15 protein-coding genes and 4 pseudogenes are annotated in these 16,253 nt (G+C 70.6%); 8 read left to right on the plus strand and 11 right to left on the minus strand.

Annotated elements, in window-relative coordinates; all coding sequences use genetic code 11:
• Positions 1–24: 24 nt before the first annotated feature.
• Entirely contained in the window at positions 25–1,248 is a 1,224-nt protein-coding gene (locus ABCR94_RS26505; RefSeq protein ID WP_347122555.1) for an ROK family protein, read from the minus strand.
• A gap of 121 nt (positions 1,249–1,369) precedes the next feature.
• Here ABCR94_RS26505 and ABCR94_RS26510 point away from each other — a divergent pair.
• From ABCR94_RS26510 to ABCR94_RS26525, 4 genes and pseudogenes are all read left to right on the plus strand, one after another.
• Positions 1,370–1,555 (plus strand): annotated as a pseudogene (locus ABCR94_RS26510) (MFS transporter); the annotation flags it as partial.
• 140 nt (positions 1,556–1,695) lie between these two features.
• Positions 1,696–2,046, plus strand: a complete 351-nt coding sequence (locus ABCR94_RS26515) for an SCO4225 family membrane protein (RefSeq protein WP_347122556.1) — start codon at positions 1,696–1,698, stop codon at positions 2,044–2,046.
• A 30-nt stretch (positions 2,047–2,076) separates the two neighbouring features.
• Positions 2,077–2,850 (plus strand): maleylpyruvate isomerase family mycothiol-dependent enzyme, encoded by a 774-nt coding sequence (locus ABCR94_RS26520; protein ID WP_347122557.1) that lies wholly within the window; start codon positions 2,077–2,079, stop codon positions 2,848–2,850.
• Between the two features lie 94 nt (positions 2,851–2,944).
• Positions 2,945–3,223, plus strand: coding sequence for a DUF6332 family protein (locus tag ABCR94_RS26525; protein ID WP_347122558.1), 279 nt, complete (start codon positions 2,945–2,947; stop codon positions 3,221–3,223).
• On the opposite strand, the gene ABCR94_RS26530 is transcribed toward ABCR94_RS26525, so the two are convergent.
• The 3 genes and pseudogenes from ABCR94_RS26530 to ABCR94_RS26540 all read right to left on the minus strand — a co-directional run.
• On the minus strand, positions 3,184–3,849 hold the full coding sequence (locus tag ABCR94_RS26530; RefSeq protein ID WP_347122559.1) for a response regulator: 666 nt from the start codon (positions 3,847–3,849) through the stop codon (positions 3,184–3,186). The two genes, ABCR94_RS26525 and ABCR94_RS26530, sit on opposite strands and share 40 nt — an antisense overlap.
• A pseudogene (locus ABCR94_RS26535) lies at positions 3,846–5,084 on the minus strand (sensor histidine kinase). The gene ABCR94_RS26530 and the pseudogene ABCR94_RS26535 overlap by 4 nt, the downstream one beginning before the upstream one ends.
• A gap of 260 nt (positions 5,085–5,344) precedes the next feature.
• Positions 5,345–6,040 (minus strand): annotated as a pseudogene (locus tag ABCR94_RS26540) (TetR/AcrR family transcriptional regulator); the annotation flags it as partial.
• A 124-nt stretch (positions 6,041–6,164) separates the two neighbouring features.
• On the opposite strand from ABCR94_RS26540, the gene ABCR94_RS26545 reads away from it, so the two are divergent.
• Positions 6,165–6,614, plus strand: a complete 450-nt coding sequence (locus ABCR94_RS26545) for a nitroreductase family deazaflavin-dependent oxidoreductase (protein WP_347122560.1) — start codon at positions 6,165–6,167, stop codon at positions 6,612–6,614.
• A 3-nt stretch (positions 6,615–6,617) separates the two neighbouring features.
• Here the strand turns inward: ABCR94_RS26545 and ABCR94_RS26550 are convergent, their stop codons facing one another.
• Positions 6,618–7,910, minus strand: a complete 1,293-nt coding sequence (locus tag ABCR94_RS26550) for a geranylgeranyl reductase family protein (RefSeq protein ID WP_347122561.1) — start codon at positions 7,908–7,910, stop codon at positions 6,618–6,620.
• A 155-nt stretch (positions 7,911–8,065) separates the two neighbouring features.
• On the opposite strand from ABCR94_RS26550, the gene ABCR94_RS26555 reads away from it, so the two are divergent.
• On the plus strand, positions 8,066–9,430 hold the full coding sequence (locus tag ABCR94_RS26555; RefSeq protein WP_347122562.1) for a dipeptidase: 1,365 nt from the start codon (positions 8,066–8,068) through the stop codon (positions 9,428–9,430).
• A 112-nt stretch (positions 9,431–9,542) separates the two neighbouring features.
• Complete coding sequence (locus tag ABCR94_RS26560; RefSeq protein WP_347122563.1) at positions 9,543–10,256, plus strand: MBL fold metallo-hydrolase; 714 nt, start codon at positions 9,543–9,545, stop codon at positions 10,254–10,256.
• Here ABCR94_RS26560 and ABCR94_RS26565 read toward each other — a convergent pair.
• Positions 10,215–11,252 carry an NUDIX hydrolase gene (locus tag ABCR94_RS26565; protein WP_347123084.1) on the minus strand — a complete coding sequence of 346 codons (1,038 nt, stop codon included), beginning with the start codon at positions 11,250–11,252 and terminating at the stop codon, positions 10,215–10,217. The two genes, ABCR94_RS26560 and ABCR94_RS26565, sit on opposite strands and share 42 nt — an antisense overlap.
• A gap of 2 nt (positions 11,253–11,254) precedes the next feature.
• On the minus strand, positions 11,255–11,530 hold the full coding sequence (locus ABCR94_RS26570) for a hypothetical protein (RefSeq protein WP_347122564.1): 276 nt from the start codon (positions 11,528–11,530) through the stop codon (positions 11,255–11,257).
• Positions 11,531–12,324: 794 nt separating this feature from the next.
• Here ABCR94_RS26570 and ABCR94_RS26575 point away from each other — a divergent pair.
• A pseudogene (locus tag ABCR94_RS26575) lies at positions 12,325–12,691 on the plus strand (transposase); the annotation flags it as partial.
• A 201-nt stretch (positions 12,692–12,892) separates the two neighbouring features.
• Here ABCR94_RS26575 and ABCR94_RS26580 read toward each other — a convergent pair.
• From ABCR94_RS26580 to ccrA, 4 genes are read right to left on the minus strand one after another with little or no spacing between them, the layout of a single operon-like run.
• Positions 12,893–13,153, minus strand: a complete 261-nt coding sequence (locus ABCR94_RS26580; protein ID WP_347122565.1) for a 3-hydroxyacyl-CoA dehydrogenase family protein — start codon at positions 13,151–13,153, stop codon at positions 12,893–12,895.
• Positions 13,125–13,772 (minus strand): 3-hydroxyacyl-CoA dehydrogenase NAD-binding domain-containing protein, encoded by a 648-nt coding sequence (locus tag ABCR94_RS26585; RefSeq protein WP_347122566.1) that lies wholly within the window; start codon positions 13,770–13,772, stop codon positions 13,125–13,127. Before ABCR94_RS26585 ends, ABCR94_RS26580 begins: the two co-directional genes overlap by 29 nt.
• Positions 13,769–14,806: a 3-oxoacyl-ACP synthase III family protein gene (locus ABCR94_RS26590; protein ID WP_347122567.1), complete on the minus strand. Its 1,038-nt coding sequence runs from the start codon at positions 14,804–14,806 to the stop codon at positions 13,769–13,771. Before ABCR94_RS26590 ends, ABCR94_RS26585 begins: the two co-directional genes overlap by 4 nt.
• Before the next feature lie 2 nt (positions 14,807–14,808).
• The gene (gene ccrA / locus ABCR94_RS26595; protein WP_347122568.1) at positions 14,809–16,167 is read right to left on the minus strand and encodes a crotonyl-CoA carboxylase/reductase; all 1,359 of its coding nucleotides are present in this window, start codon (positions 16,165–16,167) and stop codon (positions 14,809–14,811) included.
• Positions 16,168–16,253: the final 86 nt, after the last annotated feature.

Below are 16,253 nucleotides of genomic sequence, written 5' to 3' on the forward strand. Positions count from 1 at the left end.
GTGCGGCAGGGAAACGTACGTGACCTATCCGGCGCCCGCAAGCGCGGCCAGCGGGTCGTCGAGCACCGGCTGCCAGGCCAACTCCGCCGCCCCGACCAGGCTGTTGTGGTCGAGGGTGCACGGCAGGATGGGTACGCCGCCACTGCGCCCCCACAGGCTGCGGTCGGCAACGACGGCGCGCAGCCGCTCGGGGTCGGCTTCGAGCAGCTCGCGGTGCAGGCCGCCGAGGATGATGCGGTCCGGGTTGAGGATGTTGACGAGGCCGGCCAGCCCCTGGCCGAGACGGTCGACGATCTCCTCACCCGCCGCCCGTACCGTCGGGTCGTCGTACTCGTCGCGCAGCAGATCGCGGGACTGCTGAAGCAGCGAGCCCTCGGGACCCGGGGCACGGCCCGCGGCGGTAAGGAAGGCGAGCGGGTCGGCCTCGACGTCGAGGCAGCCGCGACTGCCGCAGTAGCAGGGGCGGCCCTCGGGGTTGACCGTGAGGTGGCCGACCTCCAGGGCGAGGCCCGAACTGCCGGTGTGCAGGCGGCCGTCGAGCACCAGCGCCCCGCCGACGCCACGGTGTCCGGTGGCGACGCAGAGCAGGTGCTGGGCGCCGCGGCCCGCGCCGTGGCGATGCTCGGCGAGGGCGGCGAGGTTGACGTCGTTACCGGTGAAGGCGGGGCCTTCGATGCCCGCCGCGCGTACCTGCTCGGCGAAGATGTCGCAGACCGGGGCGCCCGCGGGCCACGCGAGGTGCAGCGGGTTGAGGGCGGTGCCCTCCGGTTCGGCCACCGCGGACGGCACGGCGAGGCCCGCGCCGACGCAGCGCAGCCCGCTGTCGCGCAGGAGCCCGGCGCCCGCTTCGACCACCGATCCGAGTACCTGCGCCGGGTCGGCCGACACCGCCTCGCAGCCGGGTGCGGTCGCCACGATCCGGCCGCCGAGGCCGACGAGCGCGGCCCGGAAGCCGTCGGCGTGGATCTGGGCGGCGAGGACGACGGGGCCCGAGTCGTTGACGGCCAGCCGGTGCGAGGGGCGGCCCTGTGAACCGGCCGCGGCCCCCGGCCTGGAGTCGACCTGGATCAGCCCGAGCGCCTCCAGCTCGGCGGCGACCGCGCCCGCGGTGGCCCGGGTGACGCCGAGTTCGGCGGTGAGAACGGCACGGGTGGGCGCCCGGCCCGTGTGCACCAGTTCCAGGGCAGGCCCGAGCGCGCTCCGGCCTCTCTCCAGCCGTGTCCTGATCGTGCTCGCCTTGCCGTTCATGGGGGCGAGTCTCCCATGTTCCGGAAGATCGTCCGGGCCCGGCTCCCCTTGCCCCGGCCGGTTTTCGCCGCTCTCACCACGCGTTTTGTCCGGATCGGGGCCCGGCCCCTATGCTGCATTTGTGCCGCTACTAAACAAACTACGGACGGCGTCCTCGGGGAACGAGGGCGCGACCAGTGCCGCAGCCTCCCTGTCCCGTCTCCGTACCGCGCTGACCGTGTTCTTCGCCCTCGACGGCTTCCTCTTCGCCGGCTGGGTGGTCCGCATCCCCGCCATCAACGCTGCCGCCCTGCTGGGGTACTCCGCCCGCAACGCGTCGTCCGCCCGACCCGGCTGAGCGCGGATGAACCGGATGGCGACGTGAATGAGTAGACGTACTCAGGCGAAAGCGGCGCACCCGGAGCACCATGAGGGTATCCGCTCAATCACCCGCAGGAGGAGAAGACCATGAGCTCCCGGCAACGCCTGCACGACCTCGTGCGACTGACATTCCGCAACCGCGCCTCGCTCGTCTACCTGAGCCTGGTCGCCGCGACCGCGGTGTTCGTCGCGATCGACACTCTCTTCGTCACCCATGAGGACGCCTCGCTCGCCGGTGTGTGGCCGCTGCTCCTCGCCGCACCGACAATCTTCGCCTTCTTCATCGGTGGCTCGATGTTCGGGGAGACCGTGGCCGGGTCCGCCGGATTCCTGTACGTCGCCCTGGTGCTCTCGGTCCTGATCCAGTCGCTCGCGCTCGGCCTGTTCGTCCGCCTGCTGCGCGGCGCCGCGAGCCCCACTCGTCCCCAGGGCGCCTGACTCGCCCGTTCCGCTGCCACAATCTCCGGCATGGACATCGCCGAACACATCAACTGCCTGGGCAGGGAAGGCCAGTTGCTGGCCGCCGCCGCGGAGCGTGCGGGCCCCGGCGCCGAGGTGCCCACCTGTCCCGGCTGGCAGGTGCGGGATCTGCTGCGGCACACCGGCATGGTGCACCGGTGGGCGACGATGTACGTCCTGGAGGGGCACACCTCTTACCGGCCCGGCGAGGGCGAGCCGAAGCTCGACGGGGACGCGCTGCTCGGCTGGTTCCGGGAGGGACACGCGCTGCTGACCGCCGCGCTGGGCGCCGCGCCCGAGGATCTGGAGTGCTGGACCTTCCTGCCCGCCCCTTCGCCGCTCGCCTTCTGGGCAAGGCGCCAGGCCCACGAGACGGCGATCCACCGCGCGGACGCCGAGTCGGCGCTCGACGGTGAACTCTCCCCGCTGCCAACGGGCTTCGCGGTGGACGGCATCGACGAGTTGCTCCGCGCGTTCCACGCCCGCCGCAGCAGTCGAGTACGTACCGAGAAGCCCGCTGTACTGCGCGTACGGGCCACGGATTCGGGCGACGTATGGACCGTACGGCTCTCCCAGGAGGCGCCTCGGGCCGTGCACCGGAAGCCTGCGGACGCGGGTGGGCAAGCAACGGAAGAGGCAGTGACGGACTGCGAGTTGAGCGGCCCCGCCGAGCGGCTCTACCTGACGCTCTGGAACCGGCTGCCGCTCGGTGCTCTGACCTCGGCGGGCGACGCGGCACTCGCCGCACTGTGGCGCGAGAAGTCGGGCATCACCTGGTCATGAGCACTGGGCGGGCGTCGCGCGCCGCACCCGCGCACCTGTGCGCCGCGCAGGCTTCACTTGCCCACCGGCCGGACACCCTGTGAAACTTCACATCATGGCGCCAAGGACGCGGGCCCAGCGTGACGCGATAACCGTCGAGATTGCTTACGCACTGCTGAGCGCGGCCGTCCTGGCGGGTGTCTCCTTCGCCGCGATCACCGCACCCGTGTATCTCCTGGTCTCCTCACCGGCCGTGAACAAGCTCATGCTGATAACTGGTTGCTCGCTGGCCGGAGCCGTGTACATCCTGCGGGTCGCGCATGTGCTGTGGCGCTACAAGGGCGCACCCGGCACTCAGCCGAGCCAGCCCGGCCGCACAAGCCCCGACTCGTAGGCGAGCACCACCAGTTGGGCCCGGTCGCGGGCGCCGAGCTTCACCATGGTTCGGCTGACGTGCGTCTTGGCGGTGAGCGGACTGACGACGAGCCTGCGGGCGATCTCGTCGTTGGAGAGCCCGATGCCCACCAGGGCCATCACTTCCCGCTCCCGCTCGGTGAGCTGGTTCAGCGCATCGGCCCGGGTCGGCTCCTTGGAGCGGGCCGCGAACTCCGCGATCAGCCTTCGCGTGACTCCGGGCGAAAGCAGCGCGTCCCCGTCCACCACCGCCCTTACCGCGCGCAGCAGTTCCTCCGGTTCGGTGTCCTTCACGAGGAAACCCGAGGCCCCGGAGCGGATCGCCTCGAAGACGTACTCGTCGAGCTCGAAGGTGGTCAGCATGATGACCTTCACACCGTCGAGCGAGGGGGTGTCGGTGATGCCACGGGTGGCGGCGAGGCCGTCGAGGAGCGGCATGCGAATGTCCATCAGTACGACGTCGGGGCGCAGTTCGCGCACCAGGCGAACCGCCTCCTCACCGTCCGCCGCCTCACCGGCGACCTCGATGTCGGGCTGCGCGGTCAACAGGGCACGGAAGCCCGCCCGCACCAGCGACTGGTCGTCGGCAAGCAGTACGCGGATCACGAGTTCTCCTTCGGCGCGGCTGCGAGGGGCAGGGTGACCTCCACCCGGAAGCCGCCGTCCGGGCGCGGCCCGGCCTCGATCGTGCCACCGAGGGACGCCGCGCGCTCGCGCATTCCCACCAGTCCGTTGCCGCTGCCGCCCGCGTCGCCGCCGGTGCCCGGCCCTTCGTCGTCGATCCGCAGGTCCAGGCGGCCGAGGGTGTATCCGAGCCTGACCCGGGCGCTGCGGGATCCTGAGTGTCTGACGACATTGGTCAGGGCCTCCTGGATGATGCGGAAGGCGGCCAGGTCGACGCCAGGTGGCAGGGCGGCCGGTACGCCGTCGGTCTCGATCTCGACGGTGAGGCCCGCGCCCGAGGCCTGTTCCACGAGCTCGTCGAGGCGGTCGAGTCCGGGCGCCGGGGCGCGCGGTGCGTCGCCGGGCGTCCGCAGCGTGTCGAGCACCTACCGCACCTCGCCGAGCGCCTCCTTGCTGGCGGCCTTGATGGTGGTCAGGGCGGAACGCGCCTGCTCCGGGTCGGAGTCGAGCAGCGCCAGGCCGACGCCCGCCTGGACGTTGATGACCGAGATGCTGTGGGCGAGTACGTCGTGCAGCTCACGGGCGATACGCAGCCGCTCCTCGTCGGTGCGGCGCTTCGCGGCCTGCGCACGCACGATGCGGTCGCGGGCCCACTGCTCGCGGCGTACCCGCACAAGCTCCGCGGCGGCCGCGACAGCCAACACCCAGGCGGCGACCACCAGTTCCTGGGACCAGGGCTCCGCCTGCCCACCGGCGGGCGGCAGCCATCGGTAGAGCACATGCGCGACCACCAGATGCCCGAGCCAGAGCATCCCGAGCGACCACCAGGCCGCATTCCTGTGCCCGCCGACCAGGGCGCTGAAGCAGCCCACGGCGGCGGTGACGAAGACCGGCCCGTACGGGTATCCGGCGCCCAGGTAGACCATCACGGTCGCCGATGTGGCGAACACGGCGAACACCGGGAAGCGCCGGCGCACCAGGAGCGTCGCCGGGCCCGCGGCCAGCAGCAGCCGCGCGAAGAGGTCGAGCGGCTCGCGCTCGCCGAGCTGGCCGTGCGCCGCGAACGTCGACCCCACCTGTACGAACACGGCCAGGAGGATGGTGGAGGCCCAGGGCAGCCCGCCGCCCAGCGGCCGGGTCGCCCAGGCACGCCACGACGACGGCCCGCCCCGTTCCCGGGGAGGACCGCCGCGGCCGCATTCACGCTGCGCTTTCATACCGGCCACGCTAGACGGGCGGGGCGGCCGGGGCGTCAGCCCGGCGGGGTGATCACGCGTACTCCCTGTGCAGTACCGGAGCGGGCCGAAATGCCGTGGGTTCAGGACGCGGCGTCACTACCGGGGGCGGCCGGGCTACCGGCGGCGGCCCGGCTGCCGGCGGCGGCCCGGCTGCCGGCGGCGGCCCGGCTGCCGGCGGCGGCCCGGCTGCCGGCGGCGGCCCGGCTGCCGGCGGCGGCCCGGCTGCCGGGGCCTGGTGCCCGACCGCCGATCAGGCCCACGGCGTGGGCGAGGCCTGCTGCGGAGTGGGCGAAGAACGCGTCGCGGTCCTCCACGATCCGGTTGAACTGCCCGAACACCTCGAAGGAGATCAGACCGAAGAGCTGGGCCCAGGCGGCGACCAGGGCGGCGACGACCGACGGGGGGAGGTCCGGAGCCACATCGGCGGCGAGCCGCTCCGCCTCGGGGCGCAGCGCGGCCGTGAGGCGCGGGACGGCCAGACCGTCCGTGCGGTGGGCGTCGCGCAGGACGGAGATGAGCGCCAGGCCGACGCGGGAGGCGGGGCCGACGGTCGCCTGAGGCGCTGTGTAGCCGGGGACCGGCGAGCCGTAGATCAGGGCGTATTCGTGGGGGTGGGCGAGAGCCCAGGTGCGTGTGGCCAGGCAGACGGCTCCCCAGCGTGCAGGGTGGGCGGCGCGGGCGGGCTGCTGGGCGAGTGCGGTCTCGGCGGCAGAGCCCACGGCGTCGTACGCGTCGACGATCAAGGCGGTCAGGAGGTCGTCGCGGCTCGGGAAGTAGCGGTAGAGCGCCGAGGAGACCATGCCGAGTTCGCGGGCGACGGCGCGCAGCGAAAGCTTTGACGCACCGTCGGCGGCGAGCTGTCTGCGGGCCTCTTCCTTGATGGCCGCGGTGACTTCGATACGGGCTCGTTCCCTGGCTCCGCGCATGGTGCTCATAGGAGCAGTCTGACATGTTAGAGAACACCGATCAATAACGAGAGCAGCGCTCTTGCTTTGGATCACGGAACTGGTGCACACTGCTCTCAAGCGAGAGCAGTGCTCACGAAACTAGGGGTACACCATGTCCACGCACGTGCAGAAGCCCGGCTGGTTCACAGTGAACGTCCTCAACCGCACCATCGCCTGGCTCACCCGCCGCGGACTAAGCGTCTGGGGCTCCCGGGTGCTGGCGGTCCGCGGCCGCAAGAGCGGCGAGTGGCGCCGCACCCCGGTCAATCTACTGACCGTGGAGAGCGACATGTACCTCGTGGCCCCCCGCGGACACGTGCAGTGGACGCACAACATGCGGGCCGCCGGCGGCGGCGAACTGCACCTGGGCAAGAAGGCCGAGGTGTTCACCGCCACCGAGGTGACCGACGACGAAAAGCCCGAGATCCTCCGCGCCTACCTCAAGCGCTGGAAGGCGGAAGTCGGGGTCTTCTTCGGCGGCGTCGGCCCGGACTCCTCCACCGAGGAGCTGCGCCGCATCGCCCCCGACCACCCCGTCTTCCGTATCACTGTCACCGGCTGACAGTCACTCCTTGCCGGACGACGACTTGTCCGACGCTGAATTGTCCGACGCCGACTTGTCGGGCAATGACTTGTCGGACGACGCCCTGCGGTCCATCGCGCTCAGCGCACGCTGTGCCATCGGGTGCGAACGCACCATCTCCGCCATCGTGGTCGAACCGCGGGCGATCCCCGCGAACGCCTTCCACGCGGGGCGAAATCCGGTGAGCGCCGCGTGCAGCATTCCCGGCCGCTTCTCGAAGAGCGTGCGCATCCGCCGCCCGACGCCCATCTCCACGCCGAGCCCCGCCTTGATCGCGAAGGCGTAGTTCAGCGCCTGGCGGCGGGCGTCCACGGCATCGTGCGTCTCCGCGATCCGCACCGCCCACTCACCCGCGAGCCGCCCGGAACGCAGCGCGAAGGAGATCCCCTCGCGCGTCCAAGGCTCCAGCAGTCCCGCCGCGTCCCCGCACACCAGCACCCGGCCGCGCGACAATGGCGAGTCGTCGCTGCGGCACCGCGTCAGATGTCCGGAGGACAGCGCGGGCTCGAAGCCGGCGAGCCCGAGCCGGGCGATGAAGTCCTCCAGATACCGCTTGGTTTCGGCGCCCTCGCCGCGCTCCGAGATCACCCCGACCGTCAGCGTCTCCCCCTTGGGGAACACCCAGCCGTAACTCCCGGGAATCGGGCCCCAGTCGATGAGCACCCGACCCGCCCAGTCCTCGGCGACCGTCGCCGGCACCGGGATCTCCGCCTCAAGCCCGAGGTCCACCTGGTCGAGCTTCACCCCGACATGCGCTCCTATCCGGCTGGCGCTGCCGTCGGCGCCGACCACCGCGCGGGCCAGTACCGTCTCGCCGTCCGACAGGACGACGGCCACCGTGCGCCGGTCCGGCACGGCAGCGCCGTGCTGCTCAACGCGCACCACCGTCGCGCCGGTGCGCAGGACGGCGCCGACCTTCTGTGCCTCCGCCACCAGGCCGGCGTCGAACTCCGGCCGGTTGATGAGGCCGAAGAGCATCTGCTTCGAGCGGCGTGTCCGTGTCAGCTTCCCGTCCAACGAGAACGTCACGGCATGCACGCGGTCCCTGAAGGGCAGTTCGAAGCCCGGCGGCAGGGCGTCGCGCGACGGCCCGATGATGCCGCCCCCGCATGTCTTGTAGCGCGGGAGCGACGCCTTCTCCAACAGGAGTACGCGCCGTCCCGCGACCCCGGCCGCATAGGCCGCCGAGGCCCCCGCGGGCCCGGCGCCGACCACTACGACGTCCCACACCGGTTGTTCGTTCTCACGTCCGGCGTCTGCGTTCTCGCTGCTCACGATGTGCTTCTGCTCCTGATCCGCCCGGTGTCCCGTACTGCTGACCGCATCCTACGGCTCGGGGCCGACCGGTCTCCCTGTGGGAGGATCGCCCCTGTCCGCGCCGTACGAACACGTACACGTATCTCAACGTCGCACCCACGAGGAGCGTGCCCATGACCGTCCATCCGATCGCCGAGACCATCGCCTCACTGATGCCCCGCGCCAAAACGGAGCTGACCGAGCTGGTGGCCTTCCAGTCGGTGGCGGACCCGGCCCAGTTCCCGAAGAGCGAGTGCGAGGCCGCCGCGAACTGGGTGGCCGATGCGCTGCGCGCCGAGGGCTTCCAGGACGTCGCGCTTCTGGACACCCCCGACGGCACCCAGTCGGTCTACGGTTTCCTGCCCGGCCCCGCGGACGCGCCGACCGTTCTGCTGTACGCGCACTACGACGTGCAGCCGCCGCTCGACGAGTCGGCCTGGTTGTCCCCGCCGTTCGAACTGACCGACCGCAATGGCCGCTGGTACGGGCGCGGCGCGGCGGACTGCAAGGGCGGCTTCATCATGCACCTGCTCGCGCTGCGCGCCCTCAAGGCGAACGGCGGCATCCCGGTCTCCGTGAAGGTGATCGCGGAGGGCTCGGAGGAGCAGGGCACCGGAGGTCTGGAGCGGTACGCCGAGGCGCACCCCGGGCTGCTGGCGGCGGACACCATCGTCATCGGCGACACCGGCAACTTCCGGGTGGGCCTGCCGACGGTGACCGCGACCCTGCGCGGCATGACCATGCTGCGGGTGCGCGTCGACACCCTCGAAGGCAACCTGCACTCGGGCCAGTTCGGTGGCGCCGCCCCGGACGCGCTCGCCGCGCTCATCCAGCTGCTGGCCTCGCTGCGCGACGAGCACGGCACGACGACCGTGGACGGGCTGACCGCGGACGCCTCCTGGGACGGTCTGGAGTACCCCGAGGCGGAGTTCCGCAAGGACGCCAGGGTGCTCGACGGCGTACAGCTGATCAGTGACGGCAGCGTCGCCGACCGCATCTGGGCCCGCCCCGCGGTGACGGTCGTCGGCATCGACTGCCCGCCGGTGGTGGGCGCCACTCCGTCGCTGCAGGCCAGTGCGCGCGCGCAGATCAGCCTGCGGGTGCCGCCGGGCCAGGACGCGACCCAGGCCACCAAGCTGCTGACCGCGCACCTCGAATCGCACACGCCGTGGGGCGCGCGGGTCTCGGTGGAGCAGGTGGGCCAGGGCCAGCCGTTCAAGGCCGACATCACCAGCCCGGCGTACACCTCGATGGCGGACGCGATGCGCGTGGCGTACCCGGGCGAGGAGATGCAGGCATCGGGCATGGGCGGCTCGATCCCGCTGTGCAACACGCTTTCCGCGCTCTACCCCGAGGCGGAGATCCTGCTCATCGGCCTGAGCGAGCCGGAGGCGCAGATCCATGCGGTGAACGAGAGCGTCTCGCCCGAGGAGCTGGAGCGGCTGTCGGTCACCGAGGCGCTGTTCCTGGTCAACTACGCGGAGTCCAAGAAGGCCTGAAAGGCCCGGTACACACCAGTACACACCGGCACACGGCCGGACTCGGCTGACGGCGAAGTCGCCGACAGCGAAGATCCGTGCGGCGGACGATCCCCTTGCCTACGTTCGCCGCATGGATCTCGTTGAAGTAGTCCCGCAGCGCCTGCACATGTTCCGCTTCCCGATCGGCCAGGCCTACCTGTGGCGCGACGGCGCCGAACTGACCCTCGTCGACGCGGGCGACAGGAACGCGGCAGCCCCGATCGAAGAGGCGATACGCGGCCTGGGCCTCGATCCGTCCGGTCTGCGCCAGATCGTCCTGACCCACTGCCATCGTGACCACGTCGGCGCCGCGCAGGAACTGGCCGACCGGTACGGCGCCGAGATCGTGGCGCACCGGCTCGAAGCACCCGTGATCCGCGGCGAGCAGCCGGTACCCGAGCCCGTACTGCTCGACTGGGAGCTCCCGTTGTACGCGTACGGGCTGACCGTGCCGCCGGCCCCGCCCACCCGGGTGGACCGGGAGGTGGCGGACGGTGACGTGCTGGCGTTCGGCGGCGGCGCGCGGGTGGTGCACTCCCCCGGCCATACGGACGGGAGCATCGGCGTCCATCTGCCGCGGTACGGCGTGCTGTTCACCGGTGACTGCGTCGCCGCCGTGGACCGGGTCATGCTGGGCGTGTTCAACACCGACCGGGAGCAGGCCCTGGCCTCGTTCCGCCGGTTGGCGGCGCTCGCCCCCACCACCGCGTGCTTCGGTCACGGCGACCCGCTGACGGACGACACCGCGGCGCTCCTGCGTGCCTCAGCCGACCGGGACTCCGGCCTCCAGGTTGAGCACGACTGACCGCTCGCGGGCCCGCAGCGCCCAGCGCAGCCGCTCGAAACGGTTCGGGGGCAGCAGCCCGGCCGCCTCCTTCTCGGTGACGAAGCGCCAACCGCGCAGCTCGGCGCCCGGCAGCAGCAGCCGCTCGGCCTGTGCGCTGTCCAGCCGCCCGCCGTCGAAAATCAGCCGCAGTCCGCCGTACGCGGGTGGCCTCGGCGGTTCCCAGTCGACCACCAACAGCGCGGGTACCCGGTCGAGTTCGATGCCTATTTCCTCCGCGACCTCACGCATGCCGGCGTGCGCGGGCGCCTCGCCCGACTCCACCACACCGCCGGGGAATTCCCAGCCGGGCTTGTACGTGGGGTCGACGAGCAGCACCCGGTCCGCGTCGTCGAAGAGCAGGACCCCGGCGGCGAGGGTCTCGGCGGTCGGCGCGGGGGTCTGTACGATCCCGCAGTTGCCGACGGCCCCGGTCCGTACCGCGTCGGCTATGCGCGACGCCGTCTGGGCGGGGGTGAGCTCGTCGGCGTCGACGACGTACGCGTCGGCGGTGAGCCAGGGCAGGGCCGCCCGGTAGGGCTCGATGTGCGCGAACGCCCACTGCCGTACGCGCCCACTCGTCTCCGGGTCGTCCGGCGACTCCTCACGGGCGGCGATACGTCGGCGCAGGATCGTTTCGTCTGTCGACAGCAGTACATGGCACACCGGGATACGCCGGGAGGCGAGAGCGCCGAAGATCTCGTCGCGGTACTCCTGGCGCAGCAGCGTCATCGGCACCACCAGACTGCCGCCCACCTCGGCCAGCAGGGCGGCTGCGGTGTCGACGACGAGGCGGCGCCAGATCGGCAGATCCTGATAGTCGTCGACCTCGGCGAGCCTCTTGTGCGGCAGCAGTTGCCGCAGTCCCGCGCCGATCAGCTCCGGGTCGTAGAAGGTGCTGTTCGGGATCAGATCGATCAGTTCGCGTGCGGCGCTGGTTTTGCCCGCACTGAACGCACCGTTGATCCAGACGACAATCACTAGTACTCCAGGGTGGGAAGTCCGCTGACCAGCGGCGGAGCGGGTTTCGCCGGTTCGTCTGGGAGAGGTATGGGAAAGGAGGGTGTCCACAGCCCGGCTCCCACCACCTCCTTCTCGCAGACTCCCTGGAGATACCCAACGATCCGCTCTTCCATCGCGATCGTCACCTCGCTGTACGTACCCTCCACACCGGGCAGCTCATGCCGGCTGGTGACCGCATAGACGGTGGCGATGGCGACCTTGCCGGTTTTGCGGTCGGTGCGACGGCGCTTCATCTGGACCGCCTGGCAGGCGCCGGGGAAGAGCAAGTTACTGACCGGTGGCGTCCTTGATCCGGCGGATCTCGGAGTGGCCGTGGCCGCTGCCCCGGGTGTAATCACGTCTATGTTCGACCACTACGACCGGCTCTGGCCCCGCATCGAGAGCTGATCACGGCCCGCCCCGGCGTCTGCTGGCCGGGTAGACCGTGGCGCCCTTGAGTCTTCGGTGTTTTCTCGGCTGTTGGAGAGGCATGCGAGGTGCGGTACGTCTCTCCAGGGCTCGCGGCCGAGGCAGCCGTCCGTGCCGGAGAGGGTCTGCTTGCCGTAAAGGAGTTGCGACTGCTCCTTCTGCGGTTCAAGGGATCCAGCGTCGCCGCCCAGGCAACAGCCGCTGCCTGGGCAGTGGTCAGCGCGAGACCCGAGCTCGCCACGTCGGTGCTTCACTGACATGCTCCCGGCTCCCCACGAGAGGCTTCGCGGCTGCCTGGGTTCAGCTCGGGTTGGTCGTAACCTCCAAGTCGCGCAGGCGATGGCGGTGATGATGAGAAGGAGTATCCATCCGCCGGAGGAGGACCCGGTTGCTTGCTCCTCGGTGATTGGTTCCCGACGGAGTTCGGCCTTCTCGATGGAGTCGCGCCGGCGCGAGGCCTCAAGCCGCCGTGCTCCCGGTTCCGGTGCTTGTCCTGTTCCGATTGGGCGTCATCGACGGTTTCGTGGACGTCCCCCTCGCCGTCGTAGCCCCGGCCCGCTACACTCCAGCCGCCCAGCCAAACCCACAGGTCAAACAGCGAACTACGGCTGGAGTACTAGGCGAAGGCTCACTGCAGCACCTGGAAGTCCGCCACCGCGCGCACGCCCGCGTCGAGGACCGCATCCGCTGCGGCAAACCCACCGGCTTGGGCCGCTTCCCCCTCCCGACACTTCCACGTCAACCAAGCGTGGCTGGAGCTATCCCTGACCGCCCTCGACCTGCTCGCCTGGACTCGCCTCCTGCTGGAGGGCGAACTCGCAGCCGCCGAGCCGAAGAAGCTCCGCTACCGGCTGCTACACGCAGCTGCCCGCATCATCCGCGGCGGACGCCGCACGCACCTGCGGATCGCCGCGATCTGGCCCTGGCGAAACGCGCTGACCAGCGCATTCGCTCGCCTAGCGGCCCTACCACGGCCAGCCACCTGAACCTCGGCACCGTCCCTGCACACCCACGACCCGAGGAACCCAGGAGAAACCGACTCGCGCGTCGGGCCTCGACGCAGCCAATGATCAGAAACCCCACTCCACAGCCATCACTCCAGCTCAGCCACCCGAAGCGAAACAGGGAGGCTAGTGGCAGTCGGTCAGGTCGTGCCCGGCCGGACCGTGATCGGGTCGGTCGTCGGGTCAGGATCCGGAGGACTCGTCGTACCGGTGGAAGCCGTGGCCCGTCTTGCGGCCCAGTCTGCCCTCCCGGACCATCCGGGTGAGCAAAGGGGGCAGCTCGGGGACCAGGTCGTCGGAGTTCTCCGCCATCGAGCGGGCCACGTCGGTGATCGTGTCGATCCCGATCAGATCGAGCAGCGCGAGCGGACCCATGGGATGTCCGCAGCCCAGCACCATTCCCCGGTCGATGTCGTCAGCGTCGGCGATGCCCTGGTCGTACATCCTGACCCGCCGCCATCAGATACGGCACGAGCAGGGCGTTGACCACGAACCCGCTTCGGTCCGCGGCGCGGATCACCTCCTTGCCGAGGGTGTCCCTGGCGAAGGACTCGGCCGACGCGGCGCACTGTTGTGAGGTGCGGTCCGTCACCACCACCTCGACCAGGGGCATCAGCGGTACGGGATTGAAGAAGTGCATTCCCACCACGGACCCGGCTCTACCGGTGGCCTCCGCCAGATCGCCGACCAGCAGGCTGGAGGTCGTCGAGGCCAGGACGGCCGCAGGGTCGGCCAGCACCCCGTCCACCGCCTTGAACACCCGTCGTTTCACATCGAGTCTCTCGGCCACGGCCTCCACGACGAACTGCCGGTCCGCGAGGTTCTCGACATCGGCGGTGACCCGCAACCGGGCCATGGCCGCCGCCTGTTCCGGCACCGTCATCCGGCCCTTGGCCACCGCGCGGGCGAACGCGGCCGTCAGCCGTCCGACCGCGTCCTCGATCCGGTGCGGGGCGGAGACCAGGACCGTCACCTCCACCCCGGCGCGCAGGCTCACCTCGGCAATGCCGGCGCCCATCGTCCCGCAACCGATCACGCCCAGTCGTTCCACCGTCGTCCTCATCGAGTCCCGCCCTCGGTCACGGTCCAGCGCAGCAGGGCGGCACCCGCCGCCATACCCGCGCCGAAGCCCGCCAGGAGCACCAGATCGCCGTCCCGTAGCACGCCGGAACGGTTGGCCGCGTCAAGTGCGACCGGCACCGACGCGGAACCGAGGTTGCCGCTGTGACGCAACGGCAGATGGGTGTCTGCCCGCTCCAGACCACTGATCTCGGCCAGTTCCGCCACCAGCCGGCCATTGGCCTGGTGCGGCACGAAGTGCTGCACGTCGGCCGGTTCGTAGCCGGAGCGCTTGAGCAGCCCGGCGATGAGGCCGGGGACGTTGTCCAGGACGAAGTCGCGCACCCCCCGGCCTTGCATGCTCAGCAGGTGGCCACCGTCCGCGACCGTCTCGACGGAGGCGGGACGGCGGCTGCCCCCGGCCGGCATGCTGATCAGCTCGTGGGCGTCGGCCCGGCTCACCAACTCGACTTTGAGCAGGCCGCGTTCCGGATCGCCGGGCGCATGCGGGACGGAGCCGATGACCGCGGCCCCGGCTCCGTCCCCGAACAGAACACTGGTCGCCCGGTTGTCGAAGTCGATGAACCGGGTCCACACATCGGCGCCGATGACCAGGACCTTCGTCGTCGGGTCCAGCGCCACGTACGCCCGGGCGATGGACAGCGCGGTGACGAACCCGGTGCAGGCGATGTTGACGTCGAAACAGGCGGCCCGGTGGGCGCCGAGCGCCAGTTGCACCAGTGACGCGGTGGAGGGGATCGGGGCGTCACCGGTCGTCGTGGCGACGATGATGAAGTCGATGCCGTCCGCGTCCAGTCCGGCCTGGTCCAAGGCGGCGCGCGCGGCGTGGACGGCGAGGTCGGACGCTGCCTCGTCCGGTGCCGCGTACCGCCGTTCGACGATGGCGGTTCTGTCGGCGATCCACTCGGCGGAGGCACCGGGTACCCGGGCCTCGATCTCCTCGTTGGTCACCACCCGTTCGGGCAGGTAGGAGCCGGTCCCCAGCACGGATGTGACGTACCCCTGTTCCATTTCCATGGTCACGCCGCCCGCACGCTGTCGTGCGCGTACGCGCGCATCAGGGTCAGTCGGTCCTCGCCGATCCGGGCGCGCCGCTCGGGGTCGGTCACACCCAGGCCCGGACGGTCGGCCAGGCAGAGCACACCCACCTTGCCGATGTGCTGGTTGAGCTGCACCAGCCGGGTCGCCTCGCCGGCCTCCTCCAGCGGGAACAGCGAGGTCAGTGCGGGCACCAGCGATCCCTGGTCGAACAGTCGTGCGGTGTCGACCTGTTCCTGGAGGTTCGCCACGTGGCTGCCGATGATGCGCTTGAGCCGCATCCACAGATAGCGGTTGTCGAACCGGTGCTGGTAGCCGGTGCTCGAACCGCAGGTCACCACGGTGCCTCCGCGCCGCGCGAGGAACACCGAGATACCGAAGGTGGATTTGCCCACGTGGTCGAAGACGATGTGCGGATCCTCGCCCACGCCGTCACGGATGAGCCGGCCCAGCCGCTTTCCCTGCGCCACCGCGACCGCCGGCTCGTCGTCGGCGTCACCGCCGAAGTCGTACTCCTCACGGTTGATCACCAGGTCACAGCCGAGGGCGCGCGCCACTCGCACCTTCTTCTCGGAGCCGACGACTCCGACAGCGATGCCGCCGCCGTTCTTCACCAACTGAACGGCGTAGGCTCCCAGTCCGCCGGATGCGCCCCAGATCAAGACCACGTCCCCCTGCTTCATCCGTGCGCCGCGGTCGCTGACCAGCATCCGGTACGCGGTTCCGGCACAGGCCGGGACCGAGGCGGCCTCCTCCCAGGTCAGGTGTGCCGGCTTCGGGATCAACTGGCTGGCCCGGGCGATGGTGTAGTGGGCGAGGCCGCCGTAGTTGGTCTCGAAGCCCCAGGCGAGCTGGTTCTCGCTGAGCATCCCGTCGGCCTGGACGGACGCCTCCTGGTCCTCGACACAGGCCGCGTTGACCAGCGCGTGGTCACCGACCCGCCAACGCCGCACGCCGGAACCGACGCGGACGATCACTCCGGCGGCGTCCGAGCCGAGGACATGGAAGGGCTGGTCATGCCGCTTCGCCCAGCCGCCCTGGCGCCCGTAGGCCTGGAGGAAGCCGAAGGTCGACAACGGTTCGAAGGTCGCGGACCAGACCGTGTTGTAGTTGATGGAGCTGGCCATGACGGCTATCAGCACCTCGTCGGGCGCGAGTTCCGGCATCGGCACCGTGCCCACGTGGAGGGTCTTGCGCACGTCGCGGTCGCCTTCGATCCCCTCGAAGATCTTCTCGTCCTCGATCCGCAGGTGCGCGGCGAGGAACTCCGCCGGTACTTCCGCGGCGGCCAGTTCCTGCGGGCCGGCACCGGCACGTATTGCATCGGAGAGTGACATCATCGGGCTCCTCGTCAAGCCATGTGAGGCTGGTGAAACGATCGGTTTTTCTGTGTCGGGCTCGGCCCTCACCCCGCGTACAGGACCCA

Origin of the sequence: Streptomyces changchenzhani (genome assembly GCF_039766235.1) — a bacterium.
GTDB lineage: Bacteria > Actinomycetota > Actinomycetes > Streptomycetales > Streptomycetaceae > Streptomyces.

Bases quoted from the DNA above. Each gene is read 5' to 3' on its own strand.
- ABCR94_RS26505 (WP_347122555.1), bottom strand. From the start codon at position 1,248: ATGAACGGCAAGGCGAGCACGATCAGGACACGGCTGGAGAGAGGCCGG.
- ABCR94_RS26515 (WP_347122556.1), top strand. From the start codon at position 1,696: ATGAGCTCCCGGCAACGCCTGCACGACCTCGTGCGACTGACATTCCGC.
- ABCR94_RS26520 (WP_347122557.1), top strand. From the start codon at position 2,077: ATGGACATCGCCGAACACATCAACTGCCTGGGCAGGGAAGGCCAGTTG.
- ABCR94_RS26525 (WP_347122558.1), top strand. From the start codon at position 2,945: ATGGCGCCAAGGACGCGGGCCCAGCGTGACGCGATAACCGTCGAGATT.
- ABCR94_RS26545 (WP_347122560.1), top strand. From the start codon at position 6,165: ATGTCCACGCACGTGCAGAAGCCCGGCTGGTTCACAGTGAACGTCCTC.
- ABCR94_RS26555 (WP_347122562.1), top strand. From the start codon at position 8,066: ATGACCGTCCATCCGATCGCCGAGACCATCGCCTCACTGATGCCCCGC.
- ABCR94_RS26560 (WP_347122563.1), top strand. From the start codon at position 9,543: ATGGATCTCGTTGAAGTAGTCCCGCAGCGCCTGCACATGTTCCGCTTC.
- ABCR94_RS26570 (WP_347122564.1), bottom strand. From the start codon at position 11,530: ATGAAGCGCCGTCGCACCGACCGCAAAACCGGCAAGGTCGCCATCGCC.
- ABCR94_RS26580 (WP_347122565.1), bottom strand. From the start codon at position 13,153: ATGTACGACCAGGGCATCGCCGACGCTGACGACATCGACCGGGGAATG.
- ABCR94_RS26585 (WP_347122566.1), bottom strand. From the start codon at position 13,772: ATGAGGACGACGGTGGAACGACTGGGCGTGATCGGTTGCGGGACGATG.
- ABCR94_RS26590 (WP_347122567.1), bottom strand. From the start codon at position 14,806: ATGGAAATGGAACAGGGGTACGTCACATCCGTGCTGGGGACCGGCTCC.
- ccrA (WP_347122568.1), bottom strand. From the start codon at position 16,167: ATGATGTCACTCTCCGATGCAATACGTGCCGGTGCCGGCCCGCAGGAA.